The 18058-nt window shown below is 74.6% G+C and carries 13 protein-coding genes; 7 read left to right on the top strand and 6 right to left on the bottom strand.

Translation table 11 applies throughout. The annotated features are described in order from the left end of the window. Window positions 1-5: 5 nt before the first annotated feature. The 3 genes from E0504_RS27100 to E0504_RS27110 are packed head-to-tail and all read left to right on the top strand — an operon-like array spanning window position 6 to window position 1846. The gene (locus E0504_RS27100; RefSeq protein WP_112105910.1) at window positions 6-446 is read left to right on the top strand and encodes a lycopene cyclase domain-containing protein; all 441 of its coding nucleotides are present in this window, start codon (window positions 6-8) and stop codon (window positions 444-446) included. Then, a complete protein-coding gene (locus tag E0504_RS27105; protein WP_071061876.1) occupies window positions 443-745 on the top strand; it encodes a lycopene cyclase domain-containing protein in 303 nt (100 codons plus the stop codon). The genes E0504_RS27100 and E0504_RS27105 overlap by 4 nt, the downstream gene beginning before the upstream one ends. Before the next feature lie 54 nt (window positions 746-799). Continuing rightward, window positions 800-1846: a hypothetical protein gene (locus E0504_RS27110; RefSeq protein WP_243657634.1), complete on the top strand. Its 1047-nt coding sequence runs from the start codon at window positions 800-802 to the stop codon at window positions 1844-1846. Between the two features lie 121 nt (window positions 1847-1967). On the opposite strand, the gene E0504_RS27115 is transcribed toward E0504_RS27110, so the two are convergent. From E0504_RS27115 to E0504_RS27125, 3 genes are read right to left on the bottom strand one after another with little or no spacing between them, the layout of a single operon-like run. Then, the gene (locus tag E0504_RS27115) at window positions 1968-7133 is read right to left on the bottom strand and encodes a hypothetical protein (protein WP_131626060.1); all 5166 of its coding nucleotides are present in this window, start codon (window positions 7131-7133) and stop codon (window positions 1968-1970) included. Beyond that, window positions 7126-8079 carry a hypothetical protein gene (locus E0504_RS27120; RefSeq protein ID WP_071061870.1) on the bottom strand — a complete coding sequence of 318 codons (954 nt, stop codon included), beginning with the start codon at window positions 8077-8079 and terminating at the stop codon, window positions 7126-7128. The genes E0504_RS27115 and E0504_RS27120 overlap by 8 nt, the downstream gene beginning before the upstream one ends. A gap of 2 nt (window positions 8080-8081) precedes the next feature. Continuing rightward, entirely contained in the window at window positions 8082-9599 is a 1518-nt protein-coding gene (locus tag E0504_RS27125; protein WP_112105907.1) for a hypothetical protein, read from the bottom strand. Between the two features lie 276 nt (window positions 9600-9875). Between E0504_RS27125 and E0504_RS27130 the strand changes: the two genes are divergently transcribed. Continuing rightward, window positions 9876-10457 (top strand): TerD family protein, encoded by a 582-nt coding sequence (locus E0504_RS27130; protein WP_071061866.1) that lies wholly within the window; start codon window positions 9876-9878, stop codon window positions 10455-10457. A gap of 625 nt (window positions 10458-11082) precedes the next feature. Beyond that, window positions 11083-11742, top strand: coding sequence for a sulfotransferase family protein (locus tag E0504_RS27135; protein WP_112105906.1), 660 nt, complete (start codon window positions 11083-11085; stop codon window positions 11740-11742). A gap of 169 nt (window positions 11743-11911) precedes the next feature. Here the strand turns inward: E0504_RS27135 and E0504_RS27140 are convergent, their stop codons facing one another. Further along, the gene (locus E0504_RS27140) at window positions 11912-12190 is read right to left on the bottom strand and encodes a type II toxin-antitoxin system RelE/ParE family toxin (protein WP_071061863.1); all 279 of its coding nucleotides are present in this window, start codon (window positions 12188-12190) and stop codon (window positions 11912-11914) included. 297 nt (window positions 12191-12487) lie between these two features. On the opposite strand from E0504_RS27140, the gene E0504_RS27145 reads away from it, so the two are divergent. Together E0504_RS27145 and E0504_RS27150 are read left to right on the top strand one after the other, a co-directional pair. Further along, complete coding sequence (locus E0504_RS27145) at window positions 12488-13195, top strand: HAD family phosphatase (protein ID WP_071061861.1); 708 nt, start codon at window positions 12488-12490, stop codon at window positions 13193-13195. 132 nt (window positions 13196-13327) lie between these two features. Next, entirely contained in the window at window positions 13328-13744 is a 417-nt protein-coding gene (locus E0504_RS27150; RefSeq protein ID WP_112105905.1) for a CoA-binding protein, read from the top strand. A gap of 91 nt (window positions 13745-13835) precedes the next feature. Here the strand turns inward: E0504_RS27150 and E0504_RS27155 are convergent, their stop codons facing one another. Further along, window positions 13836-16283 carry a hypothetical protein gene (locus tag E0504_RS27155; protein ID WP_235013880.1) on the bottom strand — a complete coding sequence of 816 codons (2448 nt, stop codon included), beginning with the start codon at window positions 16281-16283 and terminating at the stop codon, window positions 13836-13838. A 90-nt stretch (window positions 16284-16373) separates the two neighbouring features. Then, complete coding sequence (locus E0504_RS27160; RefSeq protein ID WP_112105903.1) at window positions 16374-18041, bottom strand: glycosyltransferase family 2 protein; 1668 nt, start codon at window positions 18039-18041, stop codon at window positions 16374-16376. Between the last annotated feature and the right edge of the window lie 17 nt (window positions 18042-18058).

An 18058-nucleotide genomic window follows, 5' to 3' on the forward strand; every position in this document is an offset into this window, starting at 1 on the left:
CCGCGGTGAGCCGCCTCGGTCACTTCGGCGGTCTGGGCCACTTCAGCTACCTCGCCGTGCTGCTGGGGTGCCTGGTGGCGACGGCGCCGCTGGAGATCCTGCTGCGGACGAGGGTGTATGCGCGCCCCCGCCGCCTCCTGCTGTCGGTGGCGCCGGTGCTGGTCGTCTTCGTCGGGTGGGATCTGTACGCGATCGCGCGCGGCCACTGGGCGTTCGACCCGCGGCGCACCACCGGGGTGCTGCTGCCCGGCGGCCTCCCGCTCGACGAGGTCCTCTTCTTCGTCGTGGTCCCCGTGTGTGCCGTGCTCGCGCTGGAGGCCGTGCGCGCCGTCACCGGCTGGCAGGCGGGCGACGAGCGGGCTGGCGCCGAGCAGGTGGACGGCGAGCAGGTGGACGGCGAGCGTGCCGGCGACAGGCCGGCGGACGGGGCCCGCGGGCCGGGATGAGCTACACCGCGCTGGCCGTCGTGGGCGTCGTCGTGAGCGTGCTGCTGGACCTGCGGATCCTGCGTACCCGGCTGCTCACCCGCCGGCTGTTCTGGACGGCCTACGCGATCATCGTCTTCTTCCAGCTCGTCACGAACGGCATCCTGACCGGCTTCGACATCGTCGTGTACGACCCGGACGCGATCGCCGGGCCCCGCCTCGTGTTCGCGCCGGTCGAGGACCTGCTGTTCGGGTTCGCGTTGGTAACCCAGACGCTGGTGTGGTGGGTTTGGTGGGGACTTCGTCACGGAAACGAGTGAATCGGGGTCCTGTATCCACTTTTGGGCCTACGCTCGGACCCAATGGAACAACGGATGGCGGACGAGATCAGTCCCGCTGGCCGGCACCGTTCTCCCTGGGGGCGCTCCAAACGGATCCTCCCCATCCGGTGGGGGCGGGTCGCGGCCGCGGTGGGGGCCGCGGCGGCCCTGGCCACGACCCTGTTCCTGATCCACAACAGCGGGTCGGGGCCGGCGTCCGCGGTGCGGGACCCGGCCGGTGCGCGGACCAGCATCGTCGTGTCGACCTCCGTCGCGTCCCCGCCGGTTCCCTCGCCGACGGCGAACGGCCCCGTCCCCGTCGGGGCGTTCGGGGCATCCGGGCCGCCCGAGCCCGTGGAGAGCTCCGGGGTCTCGGCGTCTCCCGAACCGTCCCAGGCGGGCGGCACGTCCGCGCCGGCTCGCCCGGGAGCGGGCACGGGCGGCCCGCGCGGGACCCCGCCGGCCGGGCCGGCGATCGGGCTGAGCCGCACCGACGTCGACTTCGGCGAGGTGGAGTCGACGATCAGGCTCGACGTGCTCGGCGTCGGGACGTCACCGGCGCGCGTGCGCGTTGGCGACACGCCCGGGTGGGTCAGCGTCGTCCCGGGGCAGGACGTCGTCGGTCCGGGCGCGCAGGTGCCGCTCGTGGTCACCCTCGACCGGGCGGTGGCTCCGCCGGGCTCGATCGACCTGGACGTCCCGGTCTCGGCCGTCGACGGCTCCGGCGGCGGGAACCTGCGGATCACCGCGCGGGTCTCCGGGGCACCGGGGCTCAGCGGCGTCTCGGCCGCGCCGACCACGATCCTCCCCAGCGGCTGCGCCGGTGATCAGGGCACCACACAGGCGACAGTGACCGCCACGGTCGTCGACCCGACGGGCGTCCTCGGCGTCGAGGTGCGCACCCGGGCGCCGGACGGACAGGCCACCACCACCCCGCTCCAACTGGGCACGGCGGTGGACGACCGGTCGACCTGGTCCGGGCCGATCGGGCCGGTGCCGGCGGCGGGGACGATCACCTACACCGTGGTGGCGACCGACCTCGACGGCCGGAGCTCGACGACCGACGGGTCCGTCGAGGTGCGCCCCTGCCCGGCAGGCTGACCGCCGGAGGCCTGCGGCTGACCGCCGGAACGGCGCCGCCCGGCTCGGGGGGTGCCGGGCGGCGCGGGCTCATGGTCTCATCCGCCGGGCGCGGGACCAAGGCTCGGTGCGGACTCGATGCTCACGGTCCCGTATGCGCGTTCGCGGCGGCGGGATCGGACCGGTCCCCGTTCGTGGCGGCGATGGCCTCCCGGCCGGTCCCGGCCGGCGCTGATCTCGTGGCTGGCACTGATGCCGTGGCCGGCGGGCCGGGTGCTGTCCGGCGGAACAGGCGGCTGGCGGTGATCACTCCGGCCGCGCCGCCCGCGGCGACGTCCGGCGGGGTCAGTCCCGGGCGCAGTCGTTCCTGTACCCGCAGATACTTCATCCCGGCCCGCAGGTCGGCGTCGTTGCGGAGCCGGATGACGAGGGTGAAGGCGCTCAGCGCGGTGGTGTCGAACAGGCCGGTGGTGTAGATCAGCTGCACTCCGAGCCGATCGGCCACCGCGAGCTGCAGGTCCAGCAGGTAGGCGGCGCTGGCCCGTCCGATCGGGTTGTCGAGGAAGAGGACGCCGGCGTGCCGGGCGCGCAGCCGTCCACGGTCGTTGGCCCGCAGCGCGGCCATGGTGCAGTACAGGATGATCGCCGCGGTGAGCTGCTGGCCGCCGGAGAACACGTCGCCGAGCTGGGAGACCCGCACCCGCTCGGTGCGCAGCACCGCGTCCGGCTTGAGGATCTCGACCCGCACCCCGCCCGGGAGCGCGGCGCGGACGCCGCGCAGCAGCAGCGTCATGCCGTCCCGGCGGGCCCCGGCCGTACCGGGCCCGCCGGGGGAGACCGCGACGGTACCTGTGGACGCCGGCCCTGGGGTGGCCGAACCGCGCGCGGCGGCGTCCACCACCTCGCCGAGCGCGTCGGTGAGCGCCACCGGGTCCGGCTCGGCGAAGGTGATGCGCAGGAACTCCTGGCCCGACCAGTCGCCGAGCCGGTCGGGTAGCCGGGACAGCCGCTGCGCCGAGCGCAGCGTGCCCAGCGAGGCCCGCACCATGCCCTCGAGCCGGGCCACGATCGCGGCCCGGTTGCGGCCGATGTGCGCCAGGTCGTCGTCGAGGCTGCGCAGGCGCGGCGCGAGAGCCGCGGCCCAGTCGGCGGCGTTCGCGGCCACGGCGTCCCGGCCGGCCCGCACCATCTGCCGGCGGGCCGGCGAACGGACGGACTCGAACCGGTCGGTGGCGGCCCAGGCCGCCACGGCGTCGGCGGCGGCCCGCACCCGTCCCGCCGCCTCGCCGTGCGCCGCCACCGCCTGCCGCCAGGACGACCGCAGCTCGCGGGCCATCGCCGTGGCCGCGGCCGTGTCCCCGTCGAACGCCTCCACGCCGCCCGGCCATCCGGCGGAGCCAGCCGGCGCGGCAACGGCGCCGTTGCCGCGTCCGACGCTGGTGCCCGTGGCGTCTCCGGCATTGGTGCCCGCGCGGCCTCCGACGTCGGAGGCCGCACGTTCGCCGACGCCGGTGTCGGAACGCTCGCCGGCACCCGTGCGTTCGCTCGTGCCGGCTACGGCCGACTCGGCGTCCGCGCGCAGCTCGGACAGCGTCTCGGCGACGAGACCGAAGGCGTCCACCTCACGTTCGTGCGCCGCGGCGTGGCGCTCCAGCTCGTCCAGCGCGTCCCGGGCCGCCCGGACGGCGGCCTCCGACTCGTGCAGCGCCTCGACGGCGGCCCGGTGCGCGTCCCGCGACTGCTCCATCGTGGCGGGGCCCTCGTCCCGCGCGAGTGGCCGCGCTCCGGCGTCGGTCACCTCGGCGGCGGTGTGGCGCAGCTCCTGCCGCAGTCCGCCGAGCCGCTCCCGCGCCGCGTCGAGCTCGCGGCCGAGGTCGGCCGCGACGCGCCGGGACGTGGCCTGGGCGGTCGCCCGCGCTGCCGCGTCGCCGCTGTTCGGACCGGCCAGCAGCGCCGCCGAGCGGGTGCGGACGGCGGCGGGCAGCCCCTCCACGGCACCGCGTGCCGCCGCCTGCGCCCGCCGCGCGCGATCCAGTTCGCCGCGGAGGTCCGCACCCACCTCGACCTGCGCGTACGCCCGCTCGGCCGACTCGTAGACAGCGCGCAGCAGCGGAACCTGCGGCGGCGGCCCGCCCGCTCCGGGCCCGGCTCCGTAGCCTCCGTGGCCGTCCCCGGCGCCGTCCGCGCCGTGGATGTCGCTGTCGATGTCGCCGCTGTCGATGTCGGCGCTGTCGATGTCTCCGCCGCCGACCACCTCGGCCGACTCCGCCCGCGCCACCCGGGCGTTGCGCGCGGCGTCGTCGGCCCGCCGCAGCGCGTCCTGCGCCGCCGCCCGCGCTGCCGCGGCCCGGGCGCGGTGCTCCTCGGCCTCGGTGGACCGCTCGGCCGCGGTCGCCTCCAGCCGCGTGATCTCGCTGTCGGCTCCCACCGACTCCCCGACGGCGCGGACGAGCAGGTCGAGCGCGGCGGCGCGGGCCGTGCGCTCCTCCTCCACCGCACGCAGGCGTTCGATCTCGGCGACCGCCCGCTCGGCGGCGCGGACGGCCTCCCCGACCAGCTCGCGGGCGGCCGCCAGCGCGTTCTCGGCGACGTCGACCGCGTCCTGGCCGGCGCGGGCGGCGGCACGCAGCCCCGCGACCCGTCCCGGCGGGTTGGACCGGCGCCAGCCGGCGACCGCCGCGGCGAGCTCGCGGTCAGCCCGCGCCCGCGCGCTCAGCTCGGCCGCCTGCGCGCTGCGCTCCTCGTGTCGACGCCGGACGGACTCCCGCTCGGCCGCGGCGGCGGCCCGGTCGTACAGCGCCGGGTTCGGCGGGACGAGGAACGCCCGCCCGCGAAGAGGGCCCGCGGGGTCGGCGTTGTCAGGGTGGTCGGCGTTGTCAGGGTGGTCGGTGTGGCTGGGCGACGCCGCGTCCGACAGCAGCTCGGCGGCACCGACGACGATCGCGCAGTCGGGGAGCAGCCGAGCCGCGGCCAGCGCGGCGTGCGCCGCGCCGACGTCCCAGCCGGCCGGCACGACGACGCCGTCCACCAGATCGGGGCGGGCCGCGAGCACGCGCTCGCGTTCGGTCGCGGCGACCGCCCGGGAGAGGTGCTGCCATCCGGAGACCGCGGGGATGCCGGCCCGGGTCAGCACCGCGAGGACGTCGCCGACCGCCGGTCGCGCCGGCCGCAGGTCCCCGTCACCGAGCGCGTTGAGCACCCGCAGGTCCGCCTCCGCGTCGACGGACAGCGCCAGCTGGCGTTCCTCGGCGGCCAGGACCGCCGCCGCGAGCGCGTCCAGCGCGGCGGGCGCGTCGGTGTCCAGGTCCACCGCGTCGAGGTGGCGTGCGGCATCGAGCTGGTCCGGCTCGTCCGGTCCGGTACCGAGGCCCAGCAGGGCGGCGATCCGGCCGTCGGCGGTCAGCGCGCGTGCCCCGGCCAGTGCCTGCTCGAGCTCGCTCGTGAGCCGGGTGAGCTCGGCGCGCGCGGTGTCCAGCTCGCGTTCGGCGGCGCGGGCGCCGTCCTGGGCCTGTTCCCGGTCCGTGGAGCGGGTCGCGGCCGCGAGCGCGTCCTGGACGGCGGCGCGCGCCTCCTCCGCCGCCCGCGCGGCCTCGGCGGCCGCCGACTGGGGATCGATGTCAGCGGAGGGGAGCAGGCCGTCCCGGACCGCCTCGGCCAGCACCCGCGCGGACCGGGCGCGTCGCTCGCGCAGCGCCGCCGCGCCCGCGCGTGCCGTGGCCGCTCCGTCGGCGGCGACACGGTCCGCCGCCGCGGCCGACTCGGCGGCCAGATCGTGGGCCGCGGCGGCCGCGCGCGCCCGGCTCTCCTCCGCATCGGAGGCGGCCGCGAGCCGGGACAACCCGACGACCAGGGCACGGGCGGCGGCGTCCCGGTCGGCCAGGGCCGGCGCCGAGCGGGACTCGGCCTCCTCGACGAGCCGGGTCAGCCGCCCGGCCTCGCTCGAGGCGGCCGCGTGCCGGAGGACGTCCTCGGCGGCGCGCCACGCGTCCAGCTCCTCGTTGGCCTCCGCGAAACGCTCGACGAGCTCGTCGCGGGTCGCCTCGGCCTCGGCCAGCCGCAGCTCGGAGACCCGCAGCCGCGCCGCGAGCTCGGTGTCGACCGCGCGCCGCCGGGCCCGCTCGGCCTCCTCGACGGCGTCCCGGCCGGACTGGCCGCGGGCATCCAGCTCGACCGCCCCCACGCGGTCGAGCGCGATCCGCGCCTCGACGGCCCCGGCCGCGCCGCGCACCGTCGTCAGCAGCGTCCGCAGCCCCGCCGCGGACTCCACGCGCGCCCCGACCGCCTCGACCAGCGGGTCGAGCCGTTCGAGCGCGCCGGCGACGAACTCCCGCTCGGCGTCGAGTGCCGCCCGCTCGGCGAGCTTCGCCGCGTAGCCGTCGACGACCTCGGCGACGCCGGCGGGATCCTCCGGCGGGGTGACGGCGCGTAGCAGGAAGTCGACGAACTGCTCGTCGCTGTTGAACGCGAACGCCTCCGCGGCCTCTCCCTCGCCCGCGTTCATCGCCCGCTGGTAGCGGAACAGCTCCGGGTCCAGGCCGATGGCGTCGAGGTTCTCGCTCCAGGCGCCCTGGTTCGTCTCCCAGGTCATCGCCAGTTTCGGGTCCGCCGCGCCGGCCTCGGCCAGCCGGGTGCGGAAGCCGGCGAGCGTGATCAGCCGTCCGTCGCGGACGAGGGGGAGGCTGGCGATGTCCAGCTCCGCGCTCGGCCGGAAGGAGTACCAGGCCTCGGCGAGGCGGGACGCGTCCCCCGTCGCCCGCCCGCGCCACTCGCTGACCTTGCCGGTGACGACCCGTTCCCCGGTGACGGCGTGCTGCCACTCGCAGACGACATGCCCGCAGTCCCGGGCGAGGACGAAGTTGTCCAGCACACGGCCGTTCGAGGTGCCCACGACCTGCCGCCGGCCGGGGAGCACCACCGAAAAGATCAACTTCATCAGGACGCTCTTGCCGCCGCCGTTCTCCAGGAACAGCACAGACGCGGGCGACGGCCGGACCGGGCGGCTCGACTGGCCAGCCTGACCAGGCTGAACGGCCGGTACGGCGGTGTCGGTCACCCCGCCGGCAGCGACAGCGCCGGGAGTCCTCAGGCTGGGTGCGCTCCCGTCGGACGGGGGCGCGCCGCCGGCCCGTTGTGCCGTGTCCTCACTGTTACCGTCCGTCTCCGGGATGGCCACGCCGGCGCTGAAGAGCGCATCCTGGCGGTGTCCGGTGACCGGCGCTCCTACCCCGGAGAAGTCGAGAAGAACATCGCCGAACCGCGCCCCGGGCGGCCCGATCGAATGGAGTCGCACCCTGGAGAGCTCAAACATCGTCCGCCTCCGGTGCCACGCGCTGTGGCCCGCTCGTTCTGCCTGCCTCGGTTCCGGGCAGGACGGGCTCGGCCGCGAGCACCCGGACACCCCCCGAGCCGTCGGCCACCGTCACGACGCCGAGGTCGAGCAGTTCCTCGAGCGCCGCGTCGGCCGCCAGCTCGCGCACCTGTATCTGGTAGCGCGCCGTGGTGCGAAACGTGCCGCCGGCCTGCTCACTCACCGGCACCAGGCAGCCGGAGTCGGCGAGGAAGCCCATCGCCCGGGCGATGATCCCGGTGGTCGACCCGGCGAGCCGGCGGGCGTCGCGGGTCGTTCCCGCCGCCGGGCGGCGCGAGTACAGGCGCCAGGCGGCCTCGAGCGTCCGTCGGCCGTCCCCCGGGTCGGTCTCGGTGTCCGGGTCGGCGGCGACCCGCTCCTCGAGCAGCCGGCAGGCCTCGCGGACGAACGCGTCCACGCCCTCGACACTGACCCGGCCCACATAGGAGTCGTCGAGCAGATCGGCCGGGCGGGGGAACGCGAGCGCGGCGACGGCGAGCTGCGCGACCGCGTGCAGGAGGCGCTCGGCCGACCGGTGTTCCCCGCCAGCCCGCCGCGCGTAGTCCGTCATCCGGACGGTGAAGGCGGAGTCCTCAGCTCCCGCGACCACCAGGCCCGCCCGCTCCGCCACGTCCAGGACGACCAGCCCGAGACCACCGGCGACAGCCTGGGTCAGCGCCGCGAACTCCTGGTCCCGCAGATGCCGGCGCACGAGCTCGGCGTACGTCCCGTCCCGTGCCGGCACCAGCTTCGGCCGCAGGCCGTAGGCGATCAGGCGGGCCGCGTCGAACGCGTCGCCGTGCTCGCGCCGGGCATCCCGCTCGGGGGCAGTGGGGGCCTCGAGACGAGGGCTGGCCGCGCCCGGGGTGTGCTCCAGCGCGGCGATGGGCTCATGGGTGGCTGTCACGACTATTTCCGGATCATGGTGGGTGGGGGAGCGGAGCTGCCGGCATCGGTGCCCTCGGCGCCGATGCGCACCCGGCCGACGAGGAGGTCGGAGCCACCGAACCAGGGGTCATCCAGTTCGACGCCGTCGTCGACGGCGACCGACACGACGTCGTCACCCTGGCGCGCGGCGGCGGAGACCTGCGGGCTCAGCGCGTGCGCGGCGAGCAGCACCACCAGCTCGGCCACGTCCGCGCCACCCGCCCGCCTGGCCTGCGCGAGGAGCTCCGACAGTCGCCGCGGCGCCTCCGGCGCGATCTCCAGGATGGCCGTCGCGGCCGACCAGGTCTCGTCGTCGAACCGTGCCGGCTCGCGCAGCGAGACCAGGTCCGCCTCGACCACCGGAGGCCCGAGCACCTCCTGTTCGGCGGGTGGCGCCAGAAGCCCGTCGACCAGATCGACGAGGCGCACGGCCCGAGGCGTGCGCACTCCCACGGCTGCCGGGAAGAAGGCAGTGGCCGGAGCCGCCGCCGTAGCCACCGGCAGAGCCAGGACGGGCATCAGGACCTGCGTGTAGAGGTCGATCCCGTCGCGCGCGGGAACATCCGCGAACTGCTGGCGGTCCTGCTCGGCGCGGAAGACCGCGCCCGCCTCGAGCAGCCGCGCCTGGAGCTGGGTGTGGCGGCGGACGCAGTCCGCCACGATCGCGACCAGCTTGGCGGCCTGCCGCTTGTGATCGGCGTCGTCGGCCGCGTCGCGGTACCGCCGAATGTGGGTCAGGATCGCGTTCTCGTGCCGGTACCGCTGCTCGACGTGGCTGAGTGCCTCATCCAGCAGCACCGGTACCGCGCGCAGCCAGTCGACCGCCAGCACGTTGCGCCGCGTCGCGTCGAGCTGTCGGCGCAGCTGCTCGGCGTACTGGACGGTCCGGTACCGCGCCGATTCCGCCGCCGTTCTGGCGTCGGCCAGCCGGCCGCGGCGGATCAGGTTGTCCAGCGTCACCTCGGCCGCGATCTGCGCGGAGGTCACGTCCGTGTCCAGCGCGCCGACGAGGACGGTCACCGCCTCGTCCGTGGCGCGCAGATACAGCTCGCCGCCGCTGCCCGTCAGCTCGACGAGCAGCTTGAAGTCGAACCGCCGGCGCACGTAGCGGCCGTCGGCCCGGTAGGTGCCGTAGATGACGTCGAACCCGCGGTCGACGCTGCCGACGTTGATCAGGTTGCTCAGCACCCACCGGGCGACCCGCTCGTGCTCGGCGCGGGGCCGGTCGGGTGCCTGGTCGGCGGCCAGCGGGACGAGCTTGCGTAGCACCTGCTCGTGGTCCGCGCCCCGGTCGAAGTCCATGGCCACGGTGACCAGGTCGATGGCGTGCAGCGCGAGCTCGGCCATCGCGTAGACGTCGAAGTCGGCGCCCTCCAGGTACGACTTCCTGGCGTCCAGGTCGTGCAGCGGCTGGGTGAGCGCGAGCGCCTTGCGGCGCCGGGTCATCCCGGTGTCGGCGACCGCCGCGGGCGCGACGGTCGCGATGGTTCCGGGGTTCATCGACTGGCCCGGTCCCGGCCGACCAGGTGACGCGGCACGACACGGGCCGTCCCGGCCGAGTCCGGCGGCGCCTGGCGGATCTCCATCTCTGGCACCCTAGCCGGGCGCCGATCCTGCCCCGCGCGGGCAGGTGTGGTCCTGGCCAGGGCATGCGCGAACCAACCCACCGGTGCGTGCGCCGGCCTGAATCCGGGGCGGCACAACGAAGTGAGGTCGGAACGAGACAAGTACGGGGAGGGGATGCCGCGGGCCCGAGCTCGGGACTACGCTCACGACATGTCATCGGTGTCGCTGTCCAAAGGCGGCAATGTCTCGCTCAGCAAGGTCGCGCCCAACCTGACGGCTGTTACCGTCGGTCTCGGTTGGCAGGTCCGTCAGACCACCGGCGCGCCGTACGACCTCGATGCCTCGGCGATCGTCGTGGGTGATTCGGGCCGTGTGCTGTCGGACAGCCACTTCGTGTTCTTCAACAACCTGGTCAGCCCGGACGGCGCCGTGACCCACCTGGGGGACAACCTCGTAGGCGGCGGTGGGGGCGACGACGAGCAGATCAACGTCGATCTCCGGATCCTCTCCCCGCAGGCCAGCAAGGTGGTCTTCGCGGTTTCGATCTACGACGCGGACGCCCGGCGGCAGACCTTCGGCCAGGTCCGCGAGGCCTTCATCCGGGTGGCGGACGCGACGACCGGCGCCGAGGTCGCCCGGTACGACCTCACCGAGGACGCCTCGACCGAGACCGCGATGATCTTCGGTGAGCTCTACCGCTACGGCGTTGAGTGGAAGTTCCGGGCCGTCGGGCAGGGCTACGCGTCCGGCCTGCGCGGAATCGCGCTCGACTTCGGCGTCAACGTCTCCTAGCAGGCTGTCCCGGCGTCTGCCGGCGGGCCGCTCCCCGGGCTGCGGGAAGCCGGGAGCGGCCCGGCGGCGGCGCCCGGTGGCTCGCCCCTGGGCGTCCGCGCCGCGGGCGGGTCGTTTGTCGAAAAGCAGTCTGCCGTGCTGCGGTCTCTGGCACGATGGCCGCATGGTGTCTGGAGAGACTCCGAGGCGGCCTGCCGCCGTGCAACTCGGCCCGCGCGGGCTTGCGCGAGGCTTGCCGCCACTGCTGGCCCGGCTGATCGTGTGCGGCCCGGATCTCCGCTCTCGGCCCCGCCACCACCCCCTATTCACGAGTGGCCCGTAACCGTCACGTCGCGGGTCGGCTGTCACTTCTCTCGAGCGACTGTCGCGGTGCTTCCAGCGGGCGTTGTCGCGTGTTTGTTTCTCTGCGTCCGGCCGTCTCGAATGTGGCGCGGGGCGAGCATTTCGGAGGTAGTCTGCGGGTGAATGTAATTCTGCGGTAATTCCCGGATTTTCCCTCGGGATCCGGGTAATTGGCCGAGAGCAAAGCGCCATCAAAACTCCGGGCTACCGGTTGAGGCAATCAGTGTTGGACCAATGCTGGAATAGTCGCTATTCTTGCCTCCGGATCTTCTGAGGAGGAACATTGATCGAGGTCATCGGTGTGGGTTTCGGGCGCACCGGAACGCTCTCGCTCAAGGCTGCTCTCGAACAGCTCGGCCACGGCCCCTGCCATCACATGGACGAGGTCCTCTCCCGCCGGGAGACGGTTGCCGACTGGATAGCGGCGGCAGAGGGCGGCGCCGCGGACTGGGATGCCCTGTACCGCGACTACCGGTCGACGGTCGACTGGCCGGGAGCCTTCTTCTGGCGCGAGCTCGTCGCGCACTACCCGTCGGCCCGGGTCATCCTGACGGTCCGGGATCCCGGGAAGTGGTACCAGAGCGTCTCGAACACGCTGTTCCGGGCCGGCTCGGCGCGGCCGACGGTCGCGAACCCCGAGGCGACGCGGGTCATGAAGATGATGGACCTGATCGTGTGGGACGGCGTCTTCAAGGGCCGCTTCCAGGACAGGGAACACGCACTGCAGGCGTTCGAGGAGCACAGCGAGGCGGTACGCCGTGAGATTCCGGCCGACCGCCTGCTGGTTTTCGACATCGCCCAGGGCTGGGGTCCGCTGTGTGAATTCCTCGACGTGCCGGTGCCCGCCGGTGAGTTCCCGCGGCTGAACGACCAGGAAACCTACGCGGCGAAGCACCGCGCGCGGCTCGCCGCGGCGATGAACCGGGGCGCCCCGCCCGCGTGAAAATACCCAGCTAGGCCGGTCGATCCGGTGGCGGAGCGCTCAGGGGTGACAGATCCCTGCGCGCGGCCACGGGCGGGAATGGCGGCGTCGGCGGGCATCGTCCCGTGGGCGAGCGAGAAACAACGAAGCCGCCCGGTCGGCGTGTCGCCGATTCGGGGGGCCGCCGTTCTCAGAATGGCAGCCGGGACGGGGTGTGTCGGCGTCCGACAATCATCACGCGTACCGTCCGTGTGTTCGCGTCCACCCGGTACAGCACCCGCCAACCGCGCCCCGTCGCCTCGAACATGCCCACCTGGCTCTCGCCGGCGAGCGGCGTCCCAGCCTTACGGGGATCGTTGCGCAGCGGCCCGTCCAGGAACCGGCGTACCTCGGCGCTGAGCAGCTCGGGCAGCTTCGCCAGATCCCGCTCCGCCGAGGGGGAGAGCGTCACCTCGTGCTTGTCGCTCATCCGCGGACGTCGGCCGGGGCAGGGCGGCGTGATGCGGCCTGGGCGTAGGTGACCTGGCCGTGGGCGGCGTGGGCGAACGCGGCCTGGCCGGCTGCCGCCTGGGCGGATGGCGAGGGGATCGACGTCTCCGGGCCGGTCCGCCGGCACCCGGCAGGCGCTGGAACGCTGTGCGCGTTGTGCATTTCCTGACCTTAACGTTTCGGGCTCGCCGATCGCCGGGTCATGTCACACCGGCAGGCACGGCCCCGCCAGGAGGACACGGCCCCGCCAGGGGGAGCGGCCCGGCAGGATGGGCGGGTGGCTCTCCCTCCCGCGCCGGTCACCGTCCAGGCCGTCATCTTCGATCTCGACGGTGTGCTGATCGATTCTGAGCAGGTGTGGGACGAGGTCCGGCGGGCCTTCGTGGCCGAGCGCGGGGGCCGCTGGGCGGCCGACAGCACCGCCCTGATGATGGGGATGTCCACCGCGGAGTGGTCCGGGTACCTGCTCGAGCTGGGTGCCGGTGACAGCGCGGAGGAGATCGCGGCCGAGGTACGCAGCCGGGTCGCGGCACGCTACGGCGACGCGCCGCCGCTGCTCCCGGGCGCCGTGGCGGCGGTGCGGGCGCTCGCGGAGCGCTGGCCACTCGGCGTGGCGAGCTCGTCCCCGCGGACGCTCATCGAGCTGGTGCTGGACCGCGCCGGCCTGGCGGGGGAGTTCCGCCAGGTCGTCTCCTCCGAGGAGGTCGCCCGGGGCAAGCCCGCGCCCGACGTGTACCTGGAAGCCGTCCGCCGGATGCGGGTGCCGGACGGCACGGCGGCCGGTGTGGTGGTCGCCGTCGAGGACTCGGCGAACGGCCTGCGGGCGGCCTCGGCCGCGGGCCTCGCCGTCGTGGCCGTCCCGAACGAGCACTTCCCGCCCGACACGGACGCTCTGGCGCTGGCGTCGGCCCGCGTCGACGGAGTCGCGGGGCTCACCGCCCAGGTCGTCCTCGCCGCCGCGGAGCACCACACGACCCGCACCTGACCGGCCTGTACGACGGCCGGCCTGTACGACGACTTTCCTGACCGGCCCGGACGGCGGCTGATCTGACCGGCCTTGCCGGCGCGTCGGCGAGGCCGCGGGATTGTCCGTGCTGGCCCAGGGGTTGGAACGTCCATGACGGAGAACACGGATGCGGTCAAGCGCAGGGTCCTCGCCGACACCGAGGTCTGGGCGGTTGTCGGGCTGTCCGAGAACACCTCGCGCGCGGCCTATGGCGTGGCCGGGTACCTGCGCAGACACGGGAAGCGGACGATCCCGGTGCACCCGTCGGCGCCGGTGGTCGCCGGCGAGCAGGGGTACGCGACGCTCAGCGAGATCCCGTTCCCGGTGGACGTGGTGGATCTCTTCGTCCGTTCCGACCTGGTCGGCGAGGTCATCGACGAGGCGGTGAAGATCGGCGCCGGTGCCGTCTGGACGCAGCTGGACGTCCGGGACGAGGCCGCGCAGGCACGCGCCCGTGACGCCGGGCTCGACGTGGTCGTGGACGCCTGCCCCCGCATCGACGGGCCCCGTCTGCTGGGCTGGCGCTAGCCAACACCGGCAACCGGCCCACAGCGGCACCATGCCTGGCCGGGCACCCGGCCTGATCTGGTCGGGCACCCGGCCTGATCAGTCAGGATGATCAACCGGGGAACGTCGGATCGTCCCCGGCGTCGGGCTCGACCTTCGTGGGCGGCGCCGTCGGGTCGTCCCAGGCGTTCGCCGCGGCCGGGCCGCGCGCCGCGGGTCGGCTGCCCGGGGTGGGCATCCGGGCGTCCGGGCCGAGGCTCACGGGCCGGCGTTGCGGCGTGCTTCGTCCGGACGGCGTCTCAGGGGCGGCCCCGCCGGCCGCGGCGGGACGCGATCGGCGGTTCCTCGCCTCGAGCGTGACCCCGGGCGCACGTTTCGGCAGCGGCGGTGTGCCGGACGGGTTCTGCCGCCGCGCCGCCGCCGCGCCCGGGTTCGGCCCGCTCCGGAGAGGGGCCGGCCTGGCCGACGCCGCCGGCGGGATCGGATCCGTCGGCGGAATCGGCGCTGGCGGGTTCGGTGCCGGTGGGTTCGGTGTCGTCGGCGGGATGGGTCTGGCCGGCGTGGCCGGCCTCGTGGGCCCGCCCTCGCGATGATCGCCGTGGCCAGCCGGGGCCACGCGGCCCGGCGGCGCGCCGAGACCGCCGAGGCTGAACGGGGCGTCCGGATCGGCGCGATCGCCTGGCGCGCCGAAACCGGTCGCGCCGCCGCCGTCAGGGCCGGTCTCGGTGGCGCTGAGCGTGCCAGCACCGGTCGGGTCACCGTCGGTGTCAGGGTCGGCCGCGCCGAGGCCGGTCGGGCCGGGAGGCGTACGCCAGGGGGTCTCGGCGGCCTCGCGCCGCTCACGCCACGCGACGACCAGCAGGTGGCCCTGGTGGACGGCGAGCGCGGCTGCCGGCGGCAGCAGGAACAGCGCCGGCAGCAGATACCGGTAGTCGAAGCAGACGGTGGCCGCCGGCACGATGATCATCGTTGCCCCGGCGGCGACCAGGAACAGGCAGTCGGCGCCGGTGCGCCGGCGTTCCGCGGTCAGGTCGTGCCAGCGGGCACGCCCGTCACCCCCACGCAGGCCCGCCGGGACGACCCGCGGCAGCGCGGCCAGGCAGGAGAGCAGGCCGAGGACACCGGCCACGGCGAGGGCCGGGCCGGGGGTGAAGCCCCGGCTCTGGTAGGCCCGCAGATAGCCGGCCCACGGCTCGATCACGGTCCGATCCGGCCGGTCGGCCTCCCCGTGCAGGCCCAGCAGCGGCTCGTCGTTGTGCAGGTAGCGGGGCTCGTCCGCGGTCGGGAAGCGCCAGGTGGCGTCCGGCCAGTCCCGGGGCCCGACGCGGCGTCCCGGCTCGAAGTAGTGCGCGATGTCGGAGCCGACCATGCGCAGGTAGTCAACGGGCTGCCGGGTGATGACCTGCCGCGAGAAGTCGTTCAGCAGCCGGTCGCGTTCGTCGACGGGGACGTCGAGCTGATTGCTCGGGCTGTTGCGGTCCCACACGTAGTAGCTCGGGTCGGGCCGCTCGCCGACCGGGTGCGGGGAGCACAGCGAGAGCTGGCTGGGCTCGAGGTCGAGCTGGCCGCAGTCGGCGATCGGGGCGACCCGGCCGTACAGCCAGGCGGCGTCGCCCCCGGTGAGCCCGATCTTCCCGTGCGAGGACTGGAACCAGGACGCGTACGCGATCAGCGGCGCGGCCAGGAAGACGGCGAAGACCCCGAGCCGCAGCCAGCCGACCCGGCGCAGCACCACGTAGCCGAAGGCCAGCAGGCCGATGGCCACGCCGATCGTGCGCACCAGGCCCGACGCGCCGAGGAGCAGGCCGGCCAGGGCGAACGCCCATACCGACGGCCGGCGCGACCACATCAGGGCGACGACCGCGGCGACGAGGAGGACGGCGAAGAGCGTCTCGGCCATCACGAAGTGCTCGATCACGATCTGGTAGGCGTCGAGCAGGATCGGTGCGGTGGCGAGCGCGGCGATCGGCGGGGCCACCCTGCGGTGGACGAGCAGCACGTAGAGGGCCGTCGCGAGCAGGATCCCGAGCACGTGCTGTACCAGGGGGACAACCCACAGGTCGGCCCCGGTCTCGGTCAGTGCGCGCAGGAACGCCGGGTAGCCGGCCGGGCGCATCGGGTCCGGTTCTGACAGCCGGGTAAGTCGGATGTACGCGTACGAGTCGCCGTTGAACTCGAAGACGGGCCGGTAGGCGTAGGTGGTGACGAGCCGCAGCACGACGCCGGCGAGCAGGAAAACTCCGAACACGGAGTGCCGGGCGAGCGGGGAGCGCCGTCCGGTAGCTGACCGCCGGCGGAAGCGCCCGCGCCGGTTCAGCCCGGAGCGGGGCTCGGCCTCGAAGCCGGGCTCGAGCCCGAAGCCGGGCTCAAGCTCGGACGGGCCCGCGGCCGGCCCCAGGGCGGCGTGGCGGCCGGAGCCGCCCTCGTCGTCACCGGTAGCCGGGCTCACGGCGGGCGTGGTCCAGGCGTCGCCGTCGCCGGGTCGGGATCGGCCAGGGGCCTCCAGCGCGCCGCGGGGTCCGGAGGCGTGGAGCTGTCCAGGTGCCGTCACGGCACCCATGGTCCACGATCGTTCCGCGGAATTGTCCAAATGGTCCCCTTTGGGCCCCCGATTGTGTATGTGGATCACGGTAAGACCCGATCGGAGTGGTCAGTGCTGGTGGGCGGGAATTCCACCGAGGACAGGTGCGGGCGCGGCGAGGAACGCCGCATCCTCGTCGCTCTCATGACTTTCCGGGCCCGTGCGGGTAGCCGGACCGGCTCCGCCGTCTGGCGTCGGCGTCCCGACCGGGCCCGGCGCCCCGACCGGCTCGGGGGCGCGGTCACCGGCCGCCGCGTCGTCGCCCGGCTCGGCCGCCACCGGCCTCGCGGCCGGCGGGGCCGCGGCTGGCGGGGGATCGGCCGGCGACGCTGAGGACGGCGAGACTGCGGATGGCGACGCGCCGGTGGCCGCGGCTGAGACGGCGGGTCCGGTCGCGGGTGCCCAGCCGGCCCGGCGGTGGCCGCCGCTCGGCCCGGCCGTCACCAGCCGCAGGAAGAACGACCCGAAGGCGGTCTGCGCGCCGAGCACCATCAGCGACATGGCGAGCAGGGCGGGGCGCAGCTCGTTGAGCGGCCCCATCGAGTTCGCCAGCCATCGGGCGAGTATGACGCAGTCGATCGCGAAGCCGACGGTGAACAGGATCCCGCCGGCCGCCAGGCCCCGCTCGAGCGTGAAACGCCGGTGGATCGACGTCAGCGGCCAGCGGCGGCGCTCCTGCCACCCCGCGGCATGGTTGTGGACGTCGGCGAAGACACCGAGAAGCACCAACTGCCAACCGAGGATCGCGATCAGCGCGAACAGCACGGAGAAGTGCAGGTCGAGCCGGTGGAACCCGACATCGAGCGAACCGGGCAGGAGCGCCAGCTGGCCGGCCGTGCCCAGCCCGAACAGGACCAGACCCGGCAGGACGAACAGGTGCCTGGGCGCCAGCAGCAGCATGAACCGCAGGTGGCGCCAGCCGTCCCGCAGTGAGTGGAGCTTCGACGCCCCGACCCGCGGGTGGTAGGTGATCGGCACCTCCTCGATCCGCAGCTCGGCTCGACGGGCGGCGATGACGAGCTCGGAGGCGAGCTCCATGCCCTCGCAGCGCAGCCGCATCCGCCGGTAGGCGTCCTTGGTGAAGGCCCGCATCCCGGAGTGGGCGTCGGACGAGCGGACGTCGAACAGGCGGTTGAGGATGCCGGTGAGGAGCGGGTTGCCGACGTATCGGTGCAGCCAGGGCATGGCGCCGGGCAGGATCTCACCGGCGAACCGGGAACCCAGCACGTAGTCGGCGCGCCCGGCGCGCAGCGGGGCGAGCAGCGCGCCGAGGTCGGCGAAGTCGTAGGTGTCGTCGGAGTCGCCCATGACCAGGAACCGGCCGTGCGCGGCGGCGAAGCCGGCGAGATAGGCGTTGCCGTAGCCACGCCGTGACTCGGCGACGACGCGCGCGCCGGCCGCGGTCGCCACCGCCGCGGAGCCGTCGGTCGAACCGTTGTCGACGACGACGACCTCGCCGACGACTCCGGCGGCGGCCAGCCCGGCCAGCGCCTTGCGGACGCAGACGCCGACCGACTCGGCCTCGTTCAGGCACGGCATGACGACGGAGACGTCGAGGCGGTCGGCGGGATCACCGTCATCGGCGGAGTCGGCGACGGCAGTGCCGGTGACAGCGGTGCCTGCGACGGCTACATCGGCGACGGTGGCATCGGCGCGGGCGCCGTGGAGGCCGCCGGCGGCGAGCGGGCCGGCGGTCTCCGGCAGCGGACCGCCGGTGGTGCGCGAGTCGTTCACCATGCGTGACCCCCCACAGG

This window comes from Parafrankia sp. BMG5.11, assembly GCF_004337455.1.

Excerpts from the sequence above, each read along its gene's own strand:
- E0504_RS27105 (WP_071061876.1), top strand. The coding sequence starts at position 443 with ATGAGCTACACCGCGCTGGCCGTCGTGGGCGTCGTCGTGAGCGTGCTG.
- E0504_RS27110 (WP_243657634.1), top strand. The coding sequence starts at position 800 with ATGGCGGACGAGATCAGTCCCGCTGGCCGGCACCGTTCTCCCTGGGGG.
- E0504_RS27115 (WP_131626060.1), bottom strand. The coding sequence starts at position 7,133 with ATGTTTGAGCTCTCCAGGGTGCGACTCCATTCGATCGGGCCGCCCGGG.
- E0504_RS27125 (WP_112105907.1), bottom strand. The coding sequence starts at position 9,599 with ATGAACCCCGGAACCATCGCGACCGTCGCGCCCGCGGCGGTCGCCGAC.
- E0504_RS27130 (WP_071061866.1), top strand. The coding sequence starts at position 9,876 with ATGTCATCGGTGTCGCTGTCCAAAGGCGGCAATGTCTCGCTCAGCAAG.
- E0504_RS27140 (WP_071061863.1), bottom strand. The coding sequence starts at position 12,190 with ATGAGCGACAAGCACGAGGTGACGCTCTCCCCCTCGGCGGAGCGGGAT.
- E0504_RS27150 (WP_112105905.1), top strand. The coding sequence starts at position 13,328 with ATGACGGAGAACACGGATGCGGTCAAGCGCAGGGTCCTCGCCGACACC.
- E0504_RS27155 (WP_235013880.1), bottom strand. The coding sequence starts at position 16,283 with ATGGGTGCCGTGACGGCACCTGGACAGCTCCACGCCTCCGGACCCCGC.
- E0504_RS27160 (WP_112105903.1), bottom strand. The coding sequence starts at position 18,041 with ATGGTGAACGACTCGCGCACCACCGGCGGTCCGCTGCCGGAGACCGCC.